25 protein-coding genes and 1 other RNA gene are annotated in these 24961 nt (G+C 22.0%); 14 read left to right on the top strand and 12 right to left on the bottom strand.

Translation table 11 applies throughout. The annotated features are described in order from the left end of the window. Nucleotides 1–20 precede the first annotated feature (20 nt). The 7 genes from groL to pncB form a co-directional block, all read right to left on the bottom strand. Nucleotides 21–1664 carry a chaperonin GroEL gene (groL, locus tag H0H36_RS02170; RefSeq protein ID WP_185869463.1) on the bottom strand — a complete coding sequence of 548 codons (1644 nt, stop codon included), beginning with the start codon at nt 1662–1664 and terminating at the stop codon, nt 21–23. 20 nt (nt 1665–1684) lie between these two features. Continuing rightward, on the bottom strand, nt 1685–1966 hold the full coding sequence (locus H0H36_RS02165) for a co-chaperone GroES (RefSeq protein WP_185869462.1): 282 nt from the start codon (nt 1964–1966) through the stop codon (nt 1685–1687). A 120-nt stretch (nt 1967–2086) separates the two neighbouring features. Next, nucleotides 2087–2329, bottom strand: coding sequence for a preprotein translocase subunit SecG (gene secG, locus H0H36_RS02160; RefSeq protein ID WP_185869461.1), 243 nt, complete (start codon nt 2327–2329; stop codon nt 2087–2089). Nucleotides 2330–2340: 11 nt separating this feature from the next. Next, nucleotides 2341–2790: a hypothetical protein gene (locus tag H0H36_RS02155; RefSeq protein ID WP_185869460.1), complete on the bottom strand. Its 450-nt coding sequence runs from the start codon at nt 2788–2790 to the stop codon at nt 2341–2343. Further along, entirely contained in the window at nt 2780–4021 is a 1242-nt protein-coding gene (locus H0H36_RS02150; protein ID WP_185869459.1) for a sigma-54 interaction domain-containing protein, read from the bottom strand. The genes H0H36_RS02155 and H0H36_RS02150 overlap by 11 nt, the downstream gene beginning before the upstream one ends. Nucleotides 4022–4036: 15 nt before the next feature. Further along, the gene (miaB, locus tag H0H36_RS02145) at nt 4037–5395 is read right to left on the bottom strand and encodes a tRNA (N6-isopentenyl adenosine(37)-C2)-methylthiotransferase MiaB (protein WP_185869458.1); all 1359 of its coding nucleotides are present in this window, start codon (nt 5393–5395) and stop codon (nt 4037–4039) included. A gap of 50 nt (nt 5396–5445) precedes the next feature. Next, complete coding sequence (pncB, locus tag H0H36_RS02140) at nt 5446–6618, bottom strand: nicotinate phosphoribosyltransferase (protein WP_185869457.1); 1173 nt, start codon at nt 6616–6618, stop codon at nt 5446–5448. A 200-nt stretch (nt 6619–6818) separates the two neighbouring features. Here pncB and H0H36_RS02135 point away from each other — a divergent pair, with 200 nt between their 5' ends. The 5 genes from H0H36_RS02135 (at nt 6819) to H0H36_RS02115 (ending at nt 9563) form a co-directional block, all read left to right on the top strand. After that, nucleotides 6819–7091 carry an RNA recognition motif domain-containing protein gene (locus H0H36_RS02135; RefSeq protein ID WP_185869456.1) on the top strand — a complete coding sequence of 91 codons (273 nt, stop codon included), beginning with the start codon at nt 6819–6821 and terminating at the stop codon, nt 7089–7091. 110 nt (nt 7092–7201) lie between these two features. Beyond that, on the top strand, nt 7202–8098 hold the full coding sequence (dapA, locus tag H0H36_RS02130; protein WP_185869455.1) for a 4-hydroxy-tetrahydrodipicolinate synthase: 897 nt from the start codon (nt 7202–7204) through the stop codon (nt 8096–8098). Beyond that, nucleotides 8091–8603 (top strand): ferritin, encoded by a 513-nt coding sequence (locus H0H36_RS02125; RefSeq protein WP_185869454.1) that lies wholly within the window; start codon nt 8091–8093, stop codon nt 8601–8603. The genes dapA and H0H36_RS02125 overlap by 8 nt, the downstream gene beginning before the upstream one ends. Nucleotides 8604–8607: 4 nt before the next feature. After that, entirely contained in the window at nt 8608–9252 is a 645-nt protein-coding gene (locus tag H0H36_RS02120) for a tetratricopeptide repeat protein (RefSeq protein ID WP_185869453.1), read from the top strand. Beyond that, nucleotides 9249–9563 (top strand): hypothetical protein, encoded by a 315-nt coding sequence (locus H0H36_RS02115; protein WP_185869452.1) that lies wholly within the window; start codon nt 9249–9251, stop codon nt 9561–9563. Before H0H36_RS02120 ends, H0H36_RS02115 begins: the two co-directional genes overlap by 4 nt. Before the next feature lies 1 nt (nt 9564). Here the strand turns inward: H0H36_RS02115 and fsa are convergent, their stop codons facing one another. Then, nucleotides 9565–10227, bottom strand: a complete 663-nt coding sequence (fsa, locus tag H0H36_RS02110) for a fructose-6-phosphate aldolase (RefSeq protein WP_185869451.1) — start codon at nt 10225–10227, stop codon at nt 9565–9567. Nucleotides 10228–10347: 120 nt separating this feature from the next. On the opposite strand from fsa, the gene lpdA reads away from it, so the two are divergent. The 3 genes from lpdA (at nt 10348) to obgE (ending at nt 13439) form a co-directional block, all read left to right on the top strand. Then, nucleotides 10348–11736 carry a dihydrolipoyl dehydrogenase gene (gene lpdA, locus H0H36_RS02105; protein WP_185869450.1) on the top strand — a complete coding sequence of 463 codons (1389 nt, stop codon included), beginning with the start codon at nt 10348–10350 and terminating at the stop codon, nt 11734–11736. 118 nt (nt 11737–11854) lie between these two features. Next, nucleotides 11855–12445, top strand: a complete 591-nt coding sequence (locus tag H0H36_RS02100; protein ID WP_185869449.1) for an adenylate kinase family protein — start codon at nt 11855–11857, stop codon at nt 12443–12445. A 4-nt stretch (nt 12446–12449) separates the two neighbouring features. Next, complete coding sequence (gene obgE, locus H0H36_RS02095; RefSeq protein ID WP_185869448.1) at nt 12450–13439, top strand: GTPase ObgE; 990 nt, start codon at nt 12450–12452, stop codon at nt 13437–13439. A gap of 2 nt (nt 13440–13441) precedes the next feature. Here obgE and clpX read toward each other — a convergent pair whose 3' ends face one another. Together clpX and ffs are read right to left on the bottom strand one after the other, a co-directional pair. Then, entirely contained in the window at nt 13442–14659 is a 1218-nt protein-coding gene (gene clpX / locus H0H36_RS02090) for an ATP-dependent Clp protease ATP-binding subunit ClpX (protein ID WP_185869447.1), read from the bottom strand. 18 nt (nt 14660–14677) lie between these two features. Continuing rightward, an RNA gene (ffs, locus tag H0H36_RS02085) (signal recognition particle sRNA small type) lies at nt 14678–14778 on the bottom strand. Nucleotides 14779–14889: 111 nt separating this feature from the next. Here ffs and H0H36_RS02080 point away from each other — a divergent pair. Then, complete coding sequence (locus H0H36_RS02080; protein ID WP_185869446.1) at nt 14890–16524, top strand: CTP synthase; 1635 nt, start codon at nt 14890–14892, stop codon at nt 16522–16524. Further along, entirely contained in the window at nt 16521–18215 is a 1695-nt protein-coding gene (yidC, locus tag H0H36_RS02075) for a membrane protein insertase YidC (RefSeq protein ID WP_185869445.1), read from the top strand. The genes H0H36_RS02080 and yidC overlap by 4 nt, the downstream gene beginning before the upstream one ends. A gap of 13 nt (nt 18216–18228) precedes the next feature. On the opposite strand, the gene H0H36_RS02070 is transcribed toward yidC, so the two are convergent. Further along, nucleotides 18229–18984 carry a biotin--[acetyl-CoA-carboxylase] ligase gene (locus tag H0H36_RS02070; RefSeq protein ID WP_185869444.1) on the bottom strand — a complete coding sequence of 252 codons (756 nt, stop codon included), beginning with the start codon at nt 18982–18984 and terminating at the stop codon, nt 18229–18231. A 143-nt stretch (nt 18985–19127) separates the two neighbouring features. Here H0H36_RS02070 and rsfS point away from each other — a divergent pair, with 143 nt between their 5' ends. From rsfS to H0H36_RS02050, 4 genes are read left to right on the top strand one after another with little or no spacing between them, the layout of a single operon-like run. After that, on the top strand, nt 19128–19415 hold the full coding sequence (gene rsfS / locus H0H36_RS02065) for a ribosome silencing factor (protein ID WP_185869908.1): 288 nt from the start codon (nt 19128–19130) through the stop codon (nt 19413–19415). Nucleotides 19416–19458: 43 nt separating this feature from the next. Beyond that, nucleotides 19459–21393: an ATP-dependent zinc metalloprotease FtsH gene (gene ftsH, locus H0H36_RS02060; protein WP_185869443.1), complete on the top strand. Its 1935-nt coding sequence runs from the start codon at nt 19459–19461 to the stop codon at nt 21391–21393. A 28-nt stretch (nt 21394–21421) separates the two neighbouring features. After that, on the top strand, nt 21422–22237 hold the full coding sequence (locus tag H0H36_RS02055) for a phosphatidate cytidylyltransferase (RefSeq protein WP_185869442.1): 816 nt from the start codon (nt 21422–21424) through the stop codon (nt 22235–22237). A gap of 9 nt (nt 22238–22246) precedes the next feature. After that, nucleotides 22247–22921, top strand: a complete 675-nt coding sequence (locus H0H36_RS02050; protein ID WP_185869441.1) for a phosphatidylserine decarboxylase family protein — start codon at nt 22247–22249, stop codon at nt 22919–22921. Here H0H36_RS02050 and dnaK read toward each other — a convergent pair whose 3' ends face one another. Then, nucleotides 22922–24814 (bottom strand): molecular chaperone DnaK, encoded by a 1893-nt coding sequence (dnaK, locus tag H0H36_RS02045; RefSeq protein ID WP_185869440.1) that lies wholly within the window; start codon nt 24812–24814, stop codon nt 22922–22924. Nucleotides 24815–24961: the final 147 nt, after the last annotated feature.

Genomic DNA, 24961 nt, shown 5'->3' with positions numbered 1-24961 from the left:
TAGACACTATTTTTTTATATTTACATCATACCTCCCATTCCTCCTCCTCCAGCTCCAGGCATTGCAGGTGCTGAATTAGTTTCATCTTTCTTTATTTCTGTAACAACACATTCAGTAGTCAATAACATTCCAGATACTGAAGCTGCATTTTCTAATGCAACTCTAGCCACTTTAGTAGGATCTATGATTCCTTCTACTATCATATTTTTATATTCTCCAATTTTAGCATCGTAACCAAAATCTCCTTTTCCTTCAGCTACTTTAGCTACAACAACAGATCCTTCTCCTCCTGCATTAGCTACAATTTGACGCAATGGTTCTTCTAATGATCTTCTAACTATTTGAACTCCAGTATCTTGATCAGAATTATCTACTTTTATATTATCTAAAGCTTTAATAGAACGAACTAATGCTACTCCACCTCCTGCTACAATTCCTTCTTCTACTGCAGCTCTAGTAGCATTTAAAGCATCATCAACACGATCTTTTTTTTCTTTCATTTCAACTTCAGATGCTGCTCCAACATAAAGAACTGCTACACCTCCAGCTAATTTTGCTAGACGTTCTTGTAATTTTTCTTTATCATAATCTGATGTACTAGTTTCTATTTGTGCTTTAATTTGATCTACACGAGCTCTTATATTTTTTTTATTTCCACCTCCATTAACAATAGTTGTATTATCTTTATCTATAATAACTCTTTCAGCTTTACCTAGCATATTTAATTTAACATCTTCTAATTTGCTTCCTGTTTCTTCAGAAATAACAGTACCTCCTGTTAAAATAGCTATGTCTTCTAACATTGCTTTTCTTCTATCTCCAAAGCCAGGAGCTTTAATAGCTGCAACTTTTAAAGTTCCACGTATTTTATTAACTACTAATGTAGCTAAAGCTTCTCCTTCTACTTCTTCAGAAATAATAAGTAAAGGTTTACCTGATTGAGCTACAGGTTCTAATATAGGCAATAAATCTTTCATTGCCGCTATTTTTTTATCGGATAATAAAATTTGAGGTTGATCAAATTCTGTTATCATTTTTTCAGTATTTGTAACGAAATAAGGTGATTGATATCCTCTATCAAATTGCATACCTTCAACTACATCTACAGATGTGTCTGTTCCTTTTGCTTCTTCTACAGTTATGACTCCTTCTTTTCCTACTTTTTCAAAAGCATCTGCTATCAATGATCCAGTTTTTTCATCGTTATTTGCAGAAATAGAGGCTACTTGTTTTATTTTTTCTGTATTTCCTCCTACTTCTCTAGATTGTTTTTTTAAATCAAAAATAACGACTTCTAAGGCTTTATCTATTCCTCGTTTTAAATCCATAGGATTAGCTCCAGCTGCTACATTTTTTAATCCTTCTCTGACAATAGCTTGTGCTAATACAGTTGCAGTTGTAGTACCATCTCCAGCTACATCATTAGTTTTAGAAGCTACTTCTTTAACCATTTGAGCTCCAAGATTTTCTATTGAATCTTCTAATTCTATTTCTTTTGCAACAGTAACACCATCTTTAGTTACTTGAGGTCCTCCAAAAGATTTTTGTAATACAACATTACGTCCTTTTGGTCCTAAAGTAACTTTAACTGCATTAGCTAATGCATCTACACCTTTTTTTAATTTATCTCTCGCTTCAATATCAAATTTAATATCTTTTGCCATAATTTTTTAATTTAATAAATTTACCTTATAATAGCTATTATATCAGATTCTCTCATAATAAGATATTCTATTCCCTCCCATTTTAATTCTGTTCCAGAATATTTTCCATATAAAACTTTATCACCTTCTTTTAGAATCATAGGTTCATTTTTTTTTCCTTTTCCAACCGCTATAACAATTCCTTTTTGTGGTTTTTCTTTTGCAGTATCAGGAATGATAATACCTGAAGATGTTTTTGTTTCAGCAGGATCTGGTTCTATAAGAACACGATCCGCTAAAGGTTTAATCTTTACTTCCGCCATATTTTAAATAATTTTTAAGGTTAACGATACTAATCGTTCAGAAGCCAAAAACATGCCAAATGAAAAATAATTTGATTTTTTTATTTAAAAAAAATATTAAATGACATTATGTCATAATAATTATTTTGTTTTTAATAAAAAATTAAAAATAAAAATTAAAAAAAATATGACAATAGATAAAAACCAAGTAATATTTTCTAAAAATGTGTTTGTTCTTTTTATACCAAAAAATCTAAAATTTTTTTCCATAAAATATTGATTTATACTTTCTTTTTTTGGATTTTGTATTAATATTACTAGTATAAATAAAATACATGTTACTATAATAAATAAACTAAATATAGTAATAGATATATTTGTCATAAACAATAATTTTATAATATTATATTATTATATACTTTAATTGTTAATTTTTTTATAATTTCATCTATTGTTTTATCTAAAAAAATATTATCTTCTTTATAATAATTTTCTGAAATAGTAAAATTTTTTTCCCAATTTTTTTTAGGGTCTAAATTATCTTTATAAAAAATTTTTGTTATTATTTGAATTTTTTTAAATGAATTATTAATAGTACAATTTAAAAATATTCCTTCCAAAATAATATTTCCATTTTCTAATACTAAATTAGAATAACCATGTTTTATTATATAAGTTTCTAAACTTTTTTTAAAATCAAAAGAAATAGATCTTCCAGGTAAATTTATTTTTTCTATAAATTCTCCAATTTCTATAGTTTTTTTTTGACTAAAAAATGAATAAAAAGTAGGTTGATAACAACTAATAAAAAAAAATGTATAAATAAAAAATAATTTATAATCCATATTGTTTTATTTTTCTATAAAGAGTTCTCTCAGAAATTCCTAATTCTTTAGCTGTTTTTTTTCTTTTTCCATAATTTTTTTTTAGAATTTTTTGAATATGTTCTATTTCTCGTTCTTGCAAAGAAAAAGAATATAATTCATTTTTTTTTGAAAAATCTTCTTCTATTTCTTCATAATCTAAATCCTCTTCTGAGGAAGATTTAGAAGAATCTTCTAATTGAAAAATAGAATCTTTAGCAGTTATTCTTTTCCCAAAAACTTTTTCTATAAGTTCTTGATTTTTTTCACTAAATCTAGCATTTGAATTATTTTTTATTAATTCATAAGTAATATTTTTTAAATCATTAAGATTTTTTCTCATATCAAATAAAATTTTATAAAGAAAATCTCTTTCTCTGGAATAATCATGAATAAAAGATTCATCTTTAGGAAAAGATAAAGAAGGAATATTTTCTGGAATATATTCTTTTAATTTTTCTATAGTAATTTCTCGTTCTGTTTCTACTACTGAAATTTGTTCAATAATATTTTTTAATTGCCTTATATTTCCAGGCCAAGAATAATTTTCTAAATATTTTATAGATTCTTTAGTAAGTGTTATTTTAGGCATATGGTATTTTTCCGCAAAATCATTAGAAAATTTTTTAAATAAAAATTTAATATCATTTTTACGAAAACGTAAAGAAGGAACATTAATCTGCACAGTATTAAGACGGTAATATAAATCTTCTCTAAATTTTCCTTTTTGTATAGCCTCTATCATATTTAAATTAGTAGCTGCTACAATTCTAATATCTGTTTTTTGAATTTTTGAAGATCCTACTTTAATAAATTCTCCTGATTCTAAAATTCTAAGTAAACGAACTTGTGTAGTTAAAGGAAGTTCTCCTACCTCATCTAAAAATATAGTTCCTCCATTAGCACCTTCAAAATAACCTTTTCGCATACTTGTAGCTCCAGTAAAAGAACCTTTTTCATGTCCAAAAAGTTCACTATCAATAGTTCCTTCTGGAATAGCACCACAATTAACAGCAATATAAGAATGATGTTTTCTATATGAAAATTGATGAATTATTTTTGGAATAAATTCTTTTCCTACTCCACTTTCTCCAAGAACTAATACTGAAATATCAGTAAAAGCTACTTGTAATGCTTTTTCTAAAGCTCTATGTAAAGCATAATCATATCCAATGATTCCAAATTTTTTTTTTATATTTTGGATAGATTCCATAGTTTTTATTTTTTCTTATTGAATTTCTCCTATTAATGTAGCAGATGTAATTTCTTTTATTTTTACAAAAACTATATCACCTATTTTAGAATTTTTTTTTGGAAAAACTACAACTATATTTTGAGTATTTCTACCATACCAATATTTATTATTTTTTTTTGATTCTCCTTCTATTAAAACTTCTTGTATTTTATATAAATATTCTTTCATTCTAAAAAATGAATGTTCTCTTTGTAAATCTATAATTTCTTTTAATCTTTTTTTTTTTATATAAGAAGGAACATTATCTTCTAATTTTCTATATGCATAAGTATTAGGTCTTGGTGAATAGGAGAACATATACCCATAATTATATACAACTTCATTCATTAAACTAATTGTATCTTGATGATCTTTTTCTTTTTCATTACAAAAACCTGTTATAATATCATGAGAAATAGAACAATTAGGTATTATTTTTTTAATTTTTTTAATTAAGGAAAGATAATTTTCACGTGTATATTTTCTATTCATTAATTTTAGTATTTTATTACTTCCAGATTGAACAGGTAAATGTATATGTTTACATATATTTGAGTGTTTAGAAATTATTTTTAATACTTTATCAGACATGTCATGAGGATTAGATGTAGAAAATCGTATTCTCATAAAAGGTATTTTTTTAGCTAAAATATCTAATAGATTAGAAAAATCTATAAATATTTTTTTTTTTTCATAAAATCCTTCCCATTTATAAGAATCTACATTTTGTCCTAAAAGAGTTACTTCTTTGTAACCATTTTTATATAAATATTTACATTTATCTATGATAGAATATGGATTACTACTTATTTCTCTTTTTCTAGTAAAGGGGACTATACAAAATGTACACATATTATTACATCCTCTTGTTATACTTAAAAATGCAGTTATATTATTTTTTTTATTAAAATGAAATGGATATATATCTTCATATGTTTCTTTAGAAATATTAGTAATATGAAAATATTTTTTTTTATTTATGAAATGATTTATAAAATTTGGAATTTTTTTGTAAGAATCAGGATCTATAAATAAATCTATTTTTTTTTCTTCTAAAAGAATTTTTTTAAATTCTTTAGAAAAACACCCTATCATTATAAATATAGTTTGATTCTTTTTTTTAAGAAAATTTAATTCTTTTAATCTTTTTTTTATTGTTAATTCTGCTTTTTCTCGTATAGAACAAGAATTTAACAAAAATATATTTGTTTTTTCTAAATTTTTTGATAAAAAAAAACCGTTTTTTAATAAAATAGAAGCTACTATTTCACTATCATAAATATTCATTTGACATCCAAAATTTTCTATATAAAAATTTTTATTTGAATGATCAATTTTTTTTTTATTTTCCATATTTTTATATTAGATGACATTATGTCATTATAATATCGTATTTTAAAATTTTATATATGTAAAATTTTTTTTGCTAAAAAAATTACATTTTTTTTACCAGTATTTTTTTCTTTTACATTGGATAATTTTATTACTGATATCCATTTTTTTTCTGGTAAAGCTTTTACCATTTTTATAACAATATTCATAGAAGGATATCCTATATCATTAGTAAAATTACTACCTATTCCAAAAAAAGGAATTATTTTTTTTTTGCAAAAAGAAGATATATATGCTACTTTATATGGATTTAGATTATCAGAAAATATAATTTTTTTTTTGATAGGATTTATTTTAAATTTTTTATAATGTTTTATTGTTTCTTTTATAAAAGAAATAGGATTACCACTATCATGTCTAACTCCTTTAAAAATATTAGATAATTTTTTATTAAAATTTTTAAAAAAAATAGGAGATGTAAATGTATCAGATAAAGCAATTCCTAAATTTCCATTATAAATATGTAACCAATTTTCCATAGCTATACGATCTGCTATATTAAATCCATATTTAGCTGCATGAAACATAATCCATTCATGACCTTGAGTTCCAATAGGTTTTATTGAAAAAATATGAGAAAAATGAACATTACTACTTCCTATAAAAAATGGATATCCTTCTTTTTTTAAAATTTTTAATACTAGTTTATGTACTTGATAAGAATATCTTCTTCTTGTTCCATATTCTCCAATTTTAACTTGTAATTTTTTATATTTTTTTATTTTATTCTTAGTAAGAATTATAATTTTTTTATCTGATATTGGTTTAATTCCTGTTAACTTATAATATAATTCAGATATAATAGCCATTAAAGGAACTTCCCATAAAATAGTACTACTCCATAATCCTTCTATATTCATTTTTATATTTTTTCCTTTTTGATATATGTTTACTTCTTTTGGATTATATCTATATTTATTTAGAAAGTCTAAATAAGAAGAATCTAAATAAGGACAATTTTTTTCTAAAAAAACTCTTTCTTCCTTTGAAAGTTTTAAATATGCCATTTTATTAAGATTTTCTTTCAATATTTTATCAAAATTTTTTGGAAAAAAATGTTTTCCTCTATTTATAAACTCATATTTAGCTTTTGCGAATGGAAATAATTTAATAACAGCATTTTGCATAGTAAATTTATAAAAATCATTATCTAATAATGATGATATAATAGAGAAATTATTCATGAATGATTATTCTTTTTATTTTTATAAAAGTTTTAGTTTGTTTTTAAGATAAAAAAAATTGAAAATTTTACTTTTATTTTTAGTGGATATAAAAGATAATTTTTTATTAAAATTTAAAAAACCTATTTAAGTTTGAGTTATATATTTATTTTAGAAAAAATATTTATCTAAATTTGCTTTTAAAACAATTTATTTTTAATATGGACAATACGAAATTATACGTAGGTAATTTATCTTATGATATGACAGAACAAGAATTAAAAAAACATTTTGAATCTATAGGAGAAGTTACTCATGCTAAAATAATATTTGATGAAACTACATCAAATAAAAGAAGTAAAGGTTTTGGTTTTATAGAAATGTCTAATGAGGAAAATGCTAAACAGGCTATTGAAAAATTAAATGGGACAGAATTTATGGGTAGAAATATTATAGTTTCTGCAGCTAGACCAAGAACAAAAAGAGACTATTAATTACATTTTTTATGCGCGCTTACATCTGTTTTAAAAAAAAACAATGATTAATGATATTTCAATATGAAATAACAACGATATTTATTATATCAAATGTAGTAAACTAATCTATGAAAAAATTATATGGAACAGGTGTAGCGTTAGTTACTCCTTTTAAAAAGGATAAAAAAATTGATTTTAATGGACTTGAAAATCTTGTGAAATATGTTATAGATAATGGAGTAAATTATTTAGTAGCATTAGGAACAACAGCAGAAACTGCTACTTTAAAAAAAGAAGAACAACAAGATATTATTAAATGTATTCAATCATCAAATTATAAAAAACTTCCTTTAATATTAGGAATAGGTGGGAATAATACAGAAAATGTAATAAATAAAATAAATAGCATAAAAAATTTATCAGATTTTTATGCTATCCTTTCAGTTTCTCCTTATTATAATATACCATCTCAAAATGGAATATATGAACATTTTAAATCTATAGTTAATTATACAGAAGCTCATATTATTATTTATAATGTTCCTAAAAGAACAGGATCTAATATTTTACCAGATACTGTTTTACAATTAGCTCATAATTTTAAAAATATAATAGGAATAAAGGAAGCTTCTGGAAATATTTTACAATCTTATAAAATACTTGAAAAAAAACCAAAAAATTTTAGTGTAATATCAGGGGATGATTTTATTACTTTACCTGTTATATTAGGAGGAGGTGAAGGGGTTATTTCTGTTATAGCTCAAGGATTTCCTGATAAAATTTCAAAAATGGTATCATTATCAATGGAAAATAATGCAAAAAAAGCTTTTTCTATTTTTTATAAAATAAAAAAAATTATAGATTTAATCTATGAAGAAGGTAATCCAACAGGAATAAAAACTCTTTTAGATATAAAAGGAATATGTAAACCATATGTCAGATTACCTTTATTAATTGCAACTGATTCTTTAAAAAGAAAAATGCAATTTTTTTTAAAAAAATTAATTAATAATAAATATGTTTAATGAAAAAATACAAACAGGATTAATAAAACAATTAAATAGAGAATTAAAATCTTCTCAATTATATCTTTCTATGGCTTCTTGGGTAGAAAAAAAAGGTTTTGAAGGAATATCTCAATTTTTATATGATCATTCTAATGAAGAAAGAATGCATATGTTAAAATTAATAAGATATGTTAATAAAAGAGGGGGAGATGTTATTTTAGATAATAATATTTCTTATAAAAAAATAATATATAATAATATTTCTTTAAAAGAATTATTTCAAGAATTATTTGAACATGAAAAAGAAATTTCTAAAAAAATAAATAATTTAGTAGATATTTCTTTACAAGAAAAAGATTATTTTACATATAATTTTTTACAATGGTATTTAGAAGAACAAGTAGAAGAAGAAGCATTAACTAAAATGATTTTAGATAAAATTAAGTTAATAGGAGAAGATAAAGTTGGATTATATTTATTTGATCAAGATATAAAACATTTTCAAAAAAAACATAATAAATAAAATTGTGAATTTTAGAATTATTTTAATAATAATAATAATTACCTTTTTTGAGGGTTGTTTTATTTTTTCTGAAAAAAAATATTTTTTAGAAAAAAATGATAAAAAAACTGAAAAATCTTTATTTGAAAGTGGAAAACGTTATTATCTTTCTTCTTTAAATTTTGATTTAGATCAAAATAATACTACTATTGCGGTTAATAAATTAAATCAATTTATTAAAGACTATCCTAATAGTTTAATGACAAAAGAAGCTTATAAATATCTTAATAATTTATTAATGAAAATAGAAATAAAAAATTATTATATAGCTGAGTCTTATTTTTTAATGCAAAGATATAAAGTTTCTTTAATTTATTTTCAAGATTTTTTAAATACTTTTCCAAAAAGTTTTTTTAAAGAAAAAGTTTTATATAAAATTTGTTATGCAAATTATAAACTTTTTAGAAAATATGATTTTTTTAAATCATATGAAAAGTATATTAAGAATTTTTCAAATTTATCATATAATGCAAAAAAATTAAAAGTTTTATATAAAAAGCTATTAATAAATAATAAAAAATTGTTAATAAATAATAAAAAATTATTAATAAATAATAAAAAATTATTAATAAATAATAAAAAATTATTAATAAATAATAAAAAATTATGAATTTTTTAAAAAATGTTAATGCTTCAATAAATACAGAAACTATAGATCGTATTAAATTAGAAAAAAAAACAGGAAAAAATATATATGAAACGATATGTGTTTTAGAAAAAATAAGTCAAAAAATAAGTAAAGAAATAAAAAAAAATTTAGATAAAAAACTAGAAGAATTTAACTTAATGAATAAAAATAATTTAGAAGAAATTTTTGAAAATAAAGAACAAATAGAATTATCTAAATTTTATGAAAAACTTCCAAAATCAGCATCTATTTCTATTCAATATTTATTAGATGAAAAAATAAAAATAATATAAATTAATGTATTTTATTTTTATAATCTTTTAAAAATTTTTCTAATCCAATATTTGTTAAAGGATGATTAAATAAAGAAAGAATAACATTTAAAGGAGAAGTAATTGCATAAATACCTATTTTAGCACATTCTATAATATGTAAAGGAGAACGTATAGAAGCAGCTAATATTTTAGTATTAAAGGAATATTTATCATAAATATTTTTAATTTCTTTTATTAAATTTAATCCATTATGAGATATATCATCTAATCTTCCCATAAAAGGAGATACATAATTAGCTCCAGCTTTAGCTGCTAAAATAGCTTGTCCTGTAGAAAAAATAAGTGTACAATTAGTTTTAATTTTTTTTTTATAAAAATATTTAATAGCTTTTATTCCATCCTCATTTATAGGTATTTTTACTACAATTTTTGAATGTAAAAAAGATAGTTTTTTTCCTTCTTTTATAATATCATCATAATTAGTACTAATTACCTCTGCACTTAAATCTTCTTCATTTTCTAATAAATTACATATAGATATATAATGATTTTCTATTTCTTTTTTAGAAAAAATAGATTCTTTTGATATTAAAGATGGATTAGTCGTTACTCCATTTAATAATCCTAACGATTTAGCTTTATAAAGCTCTTCTAAATTAGCTGTATCTATAAAAAATTTCATAAAAAAATAATAATTATATACAAATGTAAATTTATAATTTTTTCTTATAAATCTATTTTCTTTATCTTTTTTTTTAATAAAAAACCGTAAATTTATGTAATTGTATGATATATAAAAATTATGCATTTTGATGTTATTATTTTAGGAAGTGGACCTGGAGGTTATGTAGCTTCTATACGTGCAGCACAACTTGGAATGAAAACAGCTATAATAGAAAAAGATTCTCTTGGTGGAGTTTGTTTAAATATAGGATGTATTCCTACTAAATCTATTTTAAATAGTGCTAAAATTTTACAATCAATTAAAAAAAATAAAGAATTATTTAATATAGAAAATATAAAAATAAATTATACTAAAATTTTTTCTAAAAGTAAAAATGCAGTAAATCATATAAAAAAGAATCTTTTATTTTTAATGAAAAAAAATAATATTCATATTATTTATGGATATGCAAAATTAAAAAAAAATAAAAAGATTGAAGTTTTTAAAGATAAAAAAAGTATAGGAGAATATACAGCTTCACACATTATTATTGCTACTGGATCTATTCCTAGAATAGAAAAAAAATTTTATGATAGAAAAAAAATTATAACATATAAAGAAGCTTTTTCATTGTCTTCATGTCCAAATAGAATGATAATAATAGGTTCTGGTTCTATAGGATTAGAATTTGCTTATTTTTATCAGTCTATAGGAACAAAAGTAACTATTATAGAAATATCTAAAAATATTTTTCCAAGTGGAGATAATGATATTTCCAATTATTTAAAATATTCTTTTGAAAGAATGGGAATAAAAATTTATAATTGTTCTATTATAAAAGAAATAAATATTGATAATGAAAAAGTTTTTGTTAGTATAATAATAAATTCATCAATAAAACAAATAGTTTTAGAAACAGATATAGTATTTTATGCTATGGGAGTAATTCCAAATACTCGTTTTTTAGGATTAGAAGAAGTTGGAATTCAAATTGAAAAAGAATTTATAGTTATAGATAAAAATTATCGTACTAATATAGATGGATATTATGCTATTGGAGATGTAATAAAAACTACATCTCTAGCTCATGTAGCTTCACATGAAGCTATAAATTGTGTAGAAAATATAAAAGGATTAGATTGTCAAGAAATAGATTATAATAATGTTCCAAAATGTGTTTATTCATATCCTGAAATAGCTTCTATTGGTTATACAGAAGAAGAAGCTAAAAAAAAAGGATTTAAAATTAAAATAGCTAAATTTCCATTTAAAGCTCTTGGAAGAGCTATTTCTGATGAAGAAACTAATGGATTTATAAAAGTTATTTTTGATGCTAAATATGATGAATGGTTAGGATGTCATATGATAGGAAATAATGTTACTGATTTAATTTCAGAAGTAGCAGTTGCTAGAAAATTAGAAACAACTAGTTATGAAATGTTAGGTGTTATACACCCTCATCCTTCATTAAGTGAATCTATTTTAGAATCTATAGCTCATGCTTATGGTAAAGCTATTCATTTTTAATAACCATTCATACTTATAATAAAGTTATTCAAATAATACTTTCCATTTATTTTACTCCATTAATTAATAAATTATTTTCTATATATTTTTTTTGCATGAGATTCATGATTTTTATTTTATGATACATATTATATTGTTTGGACCACCAGGATGTGGAAAGGGAACTCAAGCTAAAATTATAGCAGATAAATTTGGATTTATACATTTATCCACTGGAATGATATTTAGAAATCACATAAAAGAAAAAACTAATTTAGGAAAAATTGCTAATTTTTATATAAAAAAAGGTTTATTAGTTCCTGATTATATTACTACTAACATGGTAAATAGAGAAATACAAAAATATTTTCAAGAAAATGGAATTATCTATGATGGTTATCCAAGAACTAAAAATCAGATTTATTTTTTGGAAAAAATATTAAATCAATTCTCTTTAGGTAAGATAAATATAGTTTTTTATTTTTTTATTAAAAATAATATAATAATAAATAGATTATTAAAAAGAGGAAAAATTAGTTTACGAGAAGATGATACAAACATTATTACAGTTAAAAAAAGAATAAAAGAATATAATAAAGAATCTTCATTAATTTGGAATGATTTTAAAAAAAATCAAATTTATCTATTCAAATTAGATGCTTCTTTTTCTATAAAAAAAATTTCTATTTTTATAGAAAAAAAAATTCATAATTTTTTAAAAAAAAATTAATTTTATGAAAAATTCTTTTATAGATGTAATAAAAATTTATTGTAAAAGTGGAGATGGAGGTTCTGGATGTATTCATTTTTATAGAGATAAATACATAATTAAAGGAGTACCCGATGGAGGAAAAGGAGGAAAAGGTGGTGATATAATTATTAAAGGTAATTCTCATATTAATACATTACTTCATTTAAAATATAAAAAACATTGGATAGCAAAATCTGGATCTCCAGGAAAAGGAAATAATATAACTGGAGCTAATGGAAAAAATCTATTAATAGAAGTACCTTTAGGTACTGTTATTAAAAATGAAGAAAAAAATATAATAACAGAAATAACTAAAGATTTTCAAAATAAAATTTTATTTAAAGGAGGAAAAGGTGGAAATGGAAATATTTTTTTTAAAAATTCTATACGAAGATCTCCTTATATTGCACAATCTGGAATAAAAACAAAAGGTCATTGGATTTTTTTAGAATTAAAAATTTTAGCTGATGTAGGTTTAATAGGATTTCCTAATGCTGGTAAATCAACTTTACTTTCCGTTATGACTAAAGCAAAACCAAAAATAGGAAATTATTCTTTTACTACTACAAAACCACAATTAGGAGTTGTAAAAATGGATTATAATTCTTTTTTAATAGCAGATATTCCTGGAATTATAAAAGACGCTTCTAAAGGAGTAGGATTAGGATATTTTTTTTTAAGACATATAGAAAGAAATTCCATTTTATTATTTTTAATATCCTCAGATATAATAGATAAAAAAAAACAATATTTAATTTTATTAAATGAATTAAAAAAATTTAATACAAAATTATTGAATAAAAAACGTTTAGTAGTTATTTCTAAATCTGATTTAATTAATAATGAAAAAAAAAATAAAATAATAAAAATTTTTTTAAATTTAAAAGAAAATATACTTTTTATTTCTTCTTTTAAAAAAGAAGGATTATTTGATCTTAAAAATAAATTATGGAATTTACTTAAAAAAAATTAATTTTAAATTTTTTTTAAAACAATATTTTCATCTATATTTAAAATAGAATCAACATTTTCTATATCAAACATATAATCTAAAAAAATTTTTTCACAAAAAATTCTTAATCCTCTTGCACCAAGACCTAATTTAAATGTTTTATCCACAATTATATCTAAAGCTTCATTTGTTATGTTCATTGATATTTTATCTATATTAAATAATTTTTTATATTGTTTTATTAAAGCATTTTTTGGTTCTAATAAAATTTTTTTTAACATAGTTTTATCTAATGGATTTAAATAAGTGGTTATAGGAAATCTTCCTATAAGTTCCGGAATTAAACCAAATTTTTTTAAATCTGTAGATAAAATATTTTCTAAAAAATTTTCATGATTTTTATTGTCATTTTTTTTTGTAGTAAAAAATCCTATAGAAGTTTGATTCATTCTATCTAATAGAATTTTTTCTATTCCATCAAAAGTTCCTCCAGCTATAAATAATATATTTTCAGTATTAATTTGTATCATTTTTTGATCTGGATGTTTTCTTCCTCCTTGTGGAGGAACATTTACAATAGATCCTTCTAATATTTTAAGTAAAGCTTGTTGTACCCCTTCTCCAGAAACATCTCTAGTAATAGAAGGATTACTACTTTTTCTTGATATTTTATCAATTTCATCTAAAAAAATAATACCTTTTTCAGCATAACTTACATTATAATTAACAGATTGTAATAATCTTGTTAAAATAGATTCAACATCTTCTCCAACATATCCTGCTTCAGTTAAAGTAGTAGCATCAGCTATAGCAAAAGGAATTTTTAAAAGTTTTGAAATACTTTTAGCAAGTAAAGTTTTTCCAGTTCCTGTATTTCCAATTAATAAAATATTAGATTTTTCTATTTGTATATCTTCTTTATTTTTATTAGAACAGGAAAATTGTTGAATCCGTTTATAATGATTATATACAGCAACAGAGATAATTTTTTTAGCTTTATCTTGTCCTACTATATATTGGTCTAGAAAATACTTTATTTCTTTAGGTTTTTTAACAGATATTTGTGTTAATTTATTTTTTTTTTCAGTATTATACTCAGTTTTTTTTTCTGAAAAAATATTTTGTATTATAGAATACGTTTTCTCTATACAATCATTACAAATATGGCCACTAATTCCTGATACAAGGAAAGTTATTTCATTTTTTTTTCTTCCGCAAAAATTACATTTCAACAAATTCATAAAATTATTTCCTAAATCAAGGAGCAAGCTTTACTACATCACATCGCTACAACCTATTTACCTTTGCTGTGTTCCCACCCTGGAGGATTTATAGGGAGCTGATTGTGTAGAACTTGCTCCAAGTTTTGGTAAATATAAAAAAAAAATCATAAATTCTATTAAAACAATATCTTTAAAAAAAAATTTTTAATAAAGTTTTTCACAAAATATAAATTGTGTTGTTTAATGTAATGGAATCAAAATATATTTTTGTTACAGGAGGAGTAACTTCATCTTTAGGAAAAGGAATTGTTTCTGCTTCATTAGGAATGTTATTAAAATCAAGAGGATATAAGGTTTCAATATTAAAATTAGATCCTTATTTTAATATAGATCCAGGAACTTTAAATCCATATGAACATGGAGAATGTTTTGTAACTAAAGATGGAGCAGAAACTGATTTAGATTTAGGTCATTATGAACGTTTTTTAAATCAATCCACAACTAGAGAAAATAACGTTACATCTGGTATAATTTATAAAACAGTTATAGATAATGAAAGAAAAGGAAATTATTTAGGAAAAACTGTACAAGTTATACCTCATATAACTAATGAAATTAAAAGACGTATTAAAATACTTGGAGAATCCAAAATTTATGATATTATTATTACAGAAATAGGAGGTACAGTAGGAGATATAGAAAGTTTACCATATATAGAATCAGTTCGTCAAATGAAATGGGAATTAGGTAAATTTAATGGATTAGTTATTCATTTAACATTACTTCCATATATTACAGTTACTGGAGAAATAAAAACAAAACCAACACAACATTCTGTTCGTAATTTAATGGAAAATGGAATACAAGCAGATATTATTGTATGTAGAACAGAAAAACATATATCTAAAAATATTAGACAAAAATTAGCATTATTTTGTAATGTAAAACCAATACATGTAATAGAATCAATAGATTCTAAAATTATATATGAAATTCCTTACTTATTACATTTACAAAATTTTGATAAAGTAGTATTAAATCATTTAAAATTATCTACTATTATTAGTCCAAATTTAAAAAAATGGAAAATATTTATAAAAAAATATAAAAATCCAAAATATGAAGTTAAAATAGCATTAGTAGGAAAATATGTTTCTTTACATGATTCTTATAAATCTATAACAGAAGCTTTAATTCATGCTGGTACTGAAAATAAAATTTATGTTAATATAAAATGGATCTATTCTGAAATGATAAAAAAAGAAAATATAAAAAAATATTTTAAAGGAATTTCAGGAATTTTAATAGCACCAGGATTTGGTTATAGGGGAATTGAAGGTAAAATACTTGCTGCAAAATATGCTAGAGAAAATAAAATTCCTTTTTTAGGAATATGTTTAGGAATGCAAATTGCTGTAATAGAATTTGCTAGAAATGTTTTAGGTTTAAAAAAAGCTGAAAGTTTTGAAACCAATCCTCATACTTCTCATCCAGTTATATGTTTAATGGAAAGACAAAAAAAAATAATTAATAAAGGAGGAACTATGCGTTTAGGAAATTGGAAATGTTCTTTTATTGAAGGATCAAAAATTTTTTCTATTTATAGAAAAAAAGAAGTCTTTGAAAGACATCGTCATAGATATGAATTTAATAATAATTATTTAGAATGTTTTTCTAAAGCTGGAATGAAAGCTGTAGGAATAAACCCAGATACTGGTTTAGTAGAAGCTTTAGAATTAGATAATCATATATTTTTCTTAGGAGTTCAATATCATCCGGAATATAAAAGTAGGATAACTAATCCACATCCTTTATTTACGTATTTTATAAAAATTTCTAAAATTTATAAATCTTTTGACATTCAGAATTCTTCTTATATATGAAGGATAAAAATTTAGATTATAGTTCCATGATAGGACTATTTCTTATATTATTTATTTTAATAATCTTCACTTATTTTAATAATAAAAAACAAAAAAAAGAATTTTATCCAAAAAAAATTATTATTTCAGAACAAATAAAAACAAAAAATAATGATTTTGTTATATTAGAAAATAAAGTTTTAAAACTTAAAATATCTAATATAGGAGGAATAATAAGTGATATTTTTCTAAAAAAATATAAAGCATATGATCCTATAAAAAAAAATCATATTAAAAATATTTTTTTAGCAAAAAATTCAAGTTTTTTATATAGAATGAATTTTTCTAATAAAAAAGGATTGAATATTGATACTAATCATTTATATTTTAAACCTTTTTTATTATCTTCAAATAAAAAAGGTTTAATTGATACTCTTATAATGAAAGCTAAAAATCCTTATGGAAAAGGATTTTTATATTATACATATATAATAGAAAAACAAGATCAATATGATATTAAATTTTCTGTAAAAACAGAAAATTTTTATTTATTTAACAATAATGTATTAATAGATTTAGGACAAAAAATTTTTTCTTTAGAAAAAGATAGAAATTGGGAAAATGCTTATACACAAGTATATTATTCTTTTTTAAAAAAGAATTTTCCATATGTTAAATATTTATCTGAAAAAAAAACAGAGGAAAAAAATATAACTAATGTTAATTGGATAGCTTATAAACAACAATTTTTTACTTCTATATTTATTCCTGAAAAAAAATTTAATAATGTTTTTATTTGTTCTGAAAATTATTCTTCAGGTAATTTTCTAAAAAAAATTCAATTTAGAACATTTATAAATGTAAAGAAAAATGAAGAACTTAATTTTTCTTTTCGTTTTTATTTTGGTCCTTTATCTTTTAATTTATTAAAAAAATATAAAAATGGATTTGAAAATATTATTCCATTTGGATGGGGTTTTTTAAAATGGATTAATAAATATTTTTTTTTAACGATTTTTCAATTTTTAGAAAAAACAAATTTAAATTATGGTATTATTATTATTTTGATGACTATAGTAGTAAAATTTATTTTATATCCAATTACTTATAATCAATATAAATTAAATGTTATCATGAAAATGATACGTCCAGAAATAGAAGAAATAAATAATAAATATAAAAATGAAAATGCATTAAAAAAACAAAGAGAAATGATGGTGTTATATAAAAAAGTTGGAATAAATCCAATGTCTGGATGTCTTTCAGCTTTATTTCAAATACCTATTTTTTATTCATTATTCAAATTTTTTCCTACTATAATAAATTTAAGAGGGAAATCTTTTTTATGGGTAGATGATTTAACTTCATATGATTCAATTTTAGAATTTCCTTTTTCTATACCTTTTTATGGTAATCATGTTAGTTTACTTACTTTATTATATGCAATAGCTTTATTAATTTATACAAAATTAAGTAATAATAATAGTAAAAATATACCTAAATATACTAAAAAAGAGGATAATTATTCTATTCCAGATATGAATTTTATGTTATACTTAATGCCTATTATTATGTTATTATTTATAAATAATTATGCTTCTGCTTTATCTTTATATTATTTTACTTCTAATATTATCAATATTGGTTTTTTCTTTTTTATTAAAGAATTCGTGTTAAATGAAAAAAAAATACTTATTAAAATTAAAAAATAGAATTATAAAAAAATTATGATAAAATAAGTTTAATTTCTTTTTGAAAAAAAAAATATAATTTTTTTTTTATTTCTATAATTAAAAAACCTTGATCTGTTATAGATCTAATAATGCCTTTAGTATAACTTTTTGTTTTATATACATAAAATAAAGAATTTTTATCTTTTAAATATAGATGATTGATGTAATAATTACGTATAAAATTTTCTCCATAAGTTATAAATAGAAAATATTCTTTTTGAAAAGAATATATAATTTCAAAAAAAAGTTTATCTAATTTAAAATTAATGTTAAAAATTTTTTTAAGTGAAGAAACATTCCATTTTTTATTAAATTTTGTTTGATTAATATTTAATCCTATTCCAACAATAATAGAGTGAACATTTTGTAAGAAAATATTATTTTCTATTAAAATACCTCCTATTTTTTTATTATCATAAATAATATCATTAGGCCATTTAATCCATATAAGATTATTATTGTTATAATTAAGTAAAGTTTTATGAATTGCATTACTTGTAATAATATTTATTATATATCTTTTTTTTACAGGTAAAATTTTAATAGGTTTAAAAATAATACTAAAGGTTAAATTTTTTCCTTTTTCTGTATACCATTGGTTTTTTCCCATTCCTATTCCTTTAGTTTGATTTATAGATGAAATGATTATCCAATTTTTTTTTTTATAAACATATTTTCTAGCATATTTGTTAGTAGAATCAACTTCTTTTAAAAGAATTAAATCTATAGGCCAAATAAATTTTATCAAAATATTTTAAATTGGAAAAGTTAAATTTTTTAAAGTGAAAACCTTATTTTTGTGTTTTGAAAACAAAAATAATATTACCTATTAAACAAAAATAATTAAAAAACATTTTGTTATTATTAAACAAGATTATAGAAGGAATTAAAATGGTTAAAGGAGAGGATATATCTATTTTAAACTTAAAAAATAGAGATAATTTTATTTGTGATTACTTTGTTATTTGTAATGGAAGTTCTCATAATCAAGTTTATGCCATCTCTCAATCTATAAAAAAAATTATAATTAGAAAATTGAAAAAAAAACCTTGGCATATAGAAGGTTTAAAAAATAGAGAATGGATATTAGTAGATTATATTTCTATTGTTGTTCATATTTTTCAAAAAAAAATAAGATTGCATTATGATATAGAAAATCTTTGGAATCAAAATTTATAACAAGATTTAGTTTTTATTTAAATTAAGTAATGAAGAAACCTATATGATAGATAAAAAAGTAAAAAGTAAAAATAACTTTTTTTGGGTATATGCAGTTATATTCTCTATATTTTTAGGAATATTTTTTTTTAAATCTTCTTTTTCTAATCCTAGAAAAATAGATCAAGATACTTTTTTTGATATTTTAATAAAAGGAAAAGTACAAAAAATTATAATTAAACATAGAGAAATTGTACATGTTTATTTAAACAAAAAATTATCTTCTAATATACCTCATATTCCTTATGATAATAAACAAAAAATTATTACACCATCTTTACAATATGAATTTGAAATAGGAGATTTACAATTTTTTCAAAAAAAATTTGAAGAATATAAAAGAAAATATAATTTAAATACTATTATTGATTTTAAAAATCAACAAGAGTATACTATAACTAAATTTTTCTTTGATTATGGAATTTTTTTTATATTATTGATTATATTCTGGATTTTTATTTTTAGAAGAATAGGAGCTACAGGAAGTGGTCCTGGAGGACAAATATTTAATATAGGAAAATCTAGAGCAAGATTATTTGACGAAAATGATAATGTAAAAATAACTTTTAAAGATGTTGCTGGTTTAGAAGGAGCTAAAGAAGAAGTTCAAGAAATAGTTGAATTTTTAAAAAATCCTAAAAAATATACTAAACTTGGAGGAAAAATACCTAAAGGAGCTTTATTAATAGGACCCCCTGGAACAGGTAAAACATTATTAGCTAAAGCTGTAGCTGGTGAAGCTAAAGTTCCTTTTTTTTCCTTATCTGGATCAGATTTTGTAGAAATGTTTGTAGGAGTAGGTGCTTCTAGAGTTAGAGATTTATTTGAAAAAGCTAAAGAAAAATCTCCATGTATAATATTTATAGATGAAATAGATGCCATAGGAAGAGCTAGAGGTAAAAGTAGTATAGCAGGATCAAATGATGAAAGAGAAAATACTTTAAATCAACTACTTACAGAAATGGATGGATTTGGAACTAATACTAATGTTATTGTATTAGCTGCTACTAATAGATCAGATATTTTAGATAAAGCGTTGCTTCGTCCTGGTCGTTTTGATAGAACTATATTAGTGGATCCACCAGAATTAAATGAAAGAAAGGAAATATTTCGTGTTCATTTACAAAGATTAGTATTATCTAAAAATGTAGATATAGATTTTTTATCTAGACAAACTCCAGGTTTTAGTGGAGCAGATATAGCAAATGTTTGTAATGAATCAGCTCTTATTGCAGCAAGAAAAGATAGAAAAAAAATAAAAAATCAAGATTTTTTAGATGCAATAGATCGTATTATTGGAGGATTAGAGAAGAAGAATAAAATTATAAAATCAAATGAAAAGAAAAGAATAGCTTATCATGAAGCAGGACATGCTACAATAAGTTGGTTATTAGAACATGCAGCTCCATTAGTAAAAGTAACTATAGTACCAAGAGGAAGATCTTTAGGATCTGCTTGGTATTTACCAGAAGAAAGACAATTAACTACTCCAGAACAAATGAAAGATGAAATTTGTGCGTTATTAGCAGGAAGATCTGCTGAAGAAATTATTTTTAATAGTATATCTACTGGTGCGTTAAATGATTTAGAAAGAGTAACTAAACAAGCTCAATCTATGGTAGCTATTTTTGGATTAAATGAAAGAATTGGTAACATTTCTTATTATGATTCTACCGGACAAAATGAATTTTATTTTTCAAAACCTTATAGTGAAAAAACTGCTCAAATTATAGATGAAGAAATATCTAAAATTATAACAGAACAATATCAAAGAGCTAAAAAAATATTGAAAAAAAATGAAAAAAAATTAACTATATTAGCTAACGAACTTTTAGAAAAAGAAGTTATCTTTAGAGAAGATTTGAAAAATATCTTTGGAGAAAGACCTTTTCCTGATGAAATAGATGAAATATTAAATTCTAGTAATCAAATTACTTAAAAAATAAGTAATTTTTAATTTTATTAGAATGAAAAAAAAAAAATTAGATTTTCTAATAAGATTTTTAAGTGGGTTTATTTATATTATTCTAATAGTTTTTTCCATTGAAAATGGAGAAAAAACTTTTAGAATATTAATGATGATTTTATCATTTTTTTGTTTATTTGAATTTTTAATTATATTAAAAACTGATATTTTTTTAATTAAAATAACTTCTTTATTTTATATATTTTCCATATTTATGGACATTTTTATAAAAAATGGATTAATTTTATATATTATATGTTTTATTCCTTTTTCTACTTTTTTTTTTATAATTCAATTATTTTCTAAATATTCTCACAAGGAAAAAATAAAACAAGTAAGTCATTTAATTTTTGGATTAGTATATATTATAATACCTTTTTATTTAGCTTCTTATATATATACAATTATATCTTATGGTAAAGAATTAATTTTAGGAACTTTTATTTTAATATGGACTAATGATACTCTATCCTATATAATAGGAAAAAAATGGGGTAAAAAAAAAATAGCTATAACTATTTCTCCTAAAAAATCTATAGAAGGTTTTTTAGGAGGAATTTTTTTTTGTATAATATCAGGTTTTATTTTATATAAAATATGGAATAAAAAATATTGGTTTATTTTATCTTTTTTTATTCCTATTTTTTCTACTATTGGAGATTTTATAGAATCAATAATTAAAAGATCTTATAATGTAAAAAATTCTAGTATTTTGTTTCCAGGACATGGAGGTTTTTTAGATAGATTAGATAGTTTTATTATTGTTATTCCAATAATAGCGACAATTGTAATTGGTATTAATTATTTTTATAAATAAAAATTTATAATGATTCATAAAGAAGGAATATCTTTTTTAAGATATGCTTTTATATTAATATTATTATTGATATTTTTAACTTTTTTTTTATTTTCTAAATTTATTCATTATTTTATATCTATTTTTTTAATTACATGTTATATTTTTTTTATTTTATTTTTTAGAAATCCAAAAAGAAATTTTTTTTATAAAAAAAATGATAAAAAAATAATTATATCTCCTGCTGATGGAAAGATATTGGATATACAAAAAGAATTTGAAAATGAATTTTTAAAAAAAAAATGTATTAAAATATCTATTTTCATGTCTCTTTTTAATGTTCATATAAATAGATATCCTATATCTGGAAAAATTATTTATGTGAAGTATCATCCTGGAAAATATTTTATAGCTTGGTTTAAAAAATCTTCATTAAAAAATGAAAGAACTACTACTGTTATAGAAACAGATGATGGTAAAAAAATCTTATTAAGACAAGTAGCAGGATTTTTAGCACGTCGTATTGTTATTTATGCAAAAAAAAATTTTAAAGTAAAAAAAGGAGATGAATTTGGATTTATAAAATTTGGATCTAGAATTGATGTTTTTTTACCTTTAAATTCTAATATTTTAGTAAAAAAGGGAGAAAAAGTTGTTGGAGGAGTGACTAAAATATCTATTCTCCATAATCTCCCTTTTAATTAATTATTTTACTTCTTCATAATCTACATCTTGTACATTTTCATTTCCTTTATTATTATTTTCTTTTTTTTCTTTTTTTTCTGATTTACTAGCTTTAGTAGCTGTATAAATATCTTGAGAAGCATTAGTCCAAGATTCATTTAATTTTTTCATACATACATCAATAGATGCAAAATCTTTTTTAGCATGCGCTTTTTTTAATTCTTCTAAAGAATTTTCTATATTTTTTTTATTATTATCAGATAATTTATTTCCATAATCTTTTAATTGTTTTTCAGTTTGAAATATTTGATTATCTGCTACATTTAATTTATCTATTTCTGATTTAATTTTTTCATCTTTTTTTGCATTTTCTTTTGCTTCTTTTTTCATTTTTTCTATTTCTTCTTGATTTAATCCAGAAGAAGTTTCAATACGTATAAATTGTTCTTTTCCTGTTCCTTTATCTTTAGCAGAAACATTTAAAATTCCATTAGCATCTATATCAAATGTAACCTCTATTTGAGGTATTCCTCTAGGTGCTGGTGGTATATCTACTAAATCAAATCTACCTATTTCTTTATTGTCATTAAACATAGATCTTTCTCCTTGTCCAACACGTATAGTAACTGCAGATTGATTATCTGCTGCTGTGGAAAAAATTTCAGATTTTTTAGTAGGAATAGTAGTATTAGCTTCAATAAGTTTAGTAAAAACACCTCCTAAAGTTTCTATTCCTAAAGATAAAGGAGTAACATCTAATAATAATACATTTTGTACATCTCCGGTTAAAACTCCTCCTTGTATAGCAGCTCCAATTGCTACTACTTCATCTGGATTAACTCCTTTAGAAGGTTTTTTTTTAAAAAAATCTTCTACTTCTTTTTGTACTTTTGGAATACGAGTAGATCCACCTACTAAAATAACTTCATCTATATTTTTTGTAGATAAATTAGCATCTTCTAAAGCTTTTGAACAAGGTTTAATAGAACGTTGTATTAACTTATATGATAATTGTTCAAATTTTGAACGTGTTAAGGTTATTACTAAATGTTTAGGTCCTGATTCTGTAGCTGTAATATATGGTAGATTAATTTCTGTCTGATTAGAAGATGATAATTCAATTTTAGCTTTTTCAGAAGCTTCTTTCAAACGTTGTAAAGCCATAGGATCTTTTCTTAGATCTAATCCTTCTTTAGATTTAAATTCATTAGCTAAATAATCAATAATAATTTGATCAAAATCATCTCCTCCTAAATGAGTATCTCCATTTGTAGAAAGAACTTCAAAAACTCCATCTCCTAATTCTAAAATAGAAACATCAAAAGTTCCTCCTCCTAAATCATATACTACTATTTTTTTATTTTGATTATTTTTATCTAATCCATAAGCTAAAGCTGCTGCTGTTGGTTCATTTATTATTCTTTCTACTTTTAATCCTGCTATTTCTCCAGCTTCTTTAGTGGCTTGTCTTTGTGCATCATTAAAATAAGCAGGAACTGTAATAACAGCTTTTTTTATTTCTACTCCTAAATAATCTTCAGCTGTTTTTTTCATTTTTTGCAAAATCATAGCAGATATTTCTTGAGGAGCATATAATCTTTTTTCTATATCTACTCTAGGGGTGTTATTACTACCTTTAATTACTTTATAAGGAATATGTTTTAATTCTTCAGAAACTTCTGAATACATTCTTCCCATGAAACGTTTAATTGAAAATATTGTTTTTTGTGGATTAGTTACTGCTTGTCTTTTTGCTGGATCTCCTATTTTTCTTTCTCCTCCTTCTACAAAAGCTACTATAGATGGAGTTGTCCTTTTTCCTTCCGAATTTGGAATAACAATAGGATCATTTATTTCCATAACAGCAACACAAGAATTTGTTGTGCCTAAATCTATTCCTATAATTTTACTCATTTTTTATTACGTTTTTTCATATTACAATAGCCTACAATCATTATGCCATAATGAAAAAACACTTTTCAAATTAAATGATATAAAAATTATGACAATAAAAAACTTTTTTTTAAAAAAAAATATGACAAAAAGTCATTTTATCAATTT

The sequence above is a fragment of the Blattabacterium cuenoti genome (assembly GCF_014252395.1).
In the GTDB taxonomy this organism is placed as follows: domain Bacteria; phylum Bacteroidota; class Bacteroidia; order Flavobacteriales; family Blattabacteriaceae; genus Blattabacterium; species Blattabacterium cuenoti_AA.
Note: the sequence above shows the minus strand (reverse complement) of the source record. Positions and strands in the feature narration are given on the sequence as shown.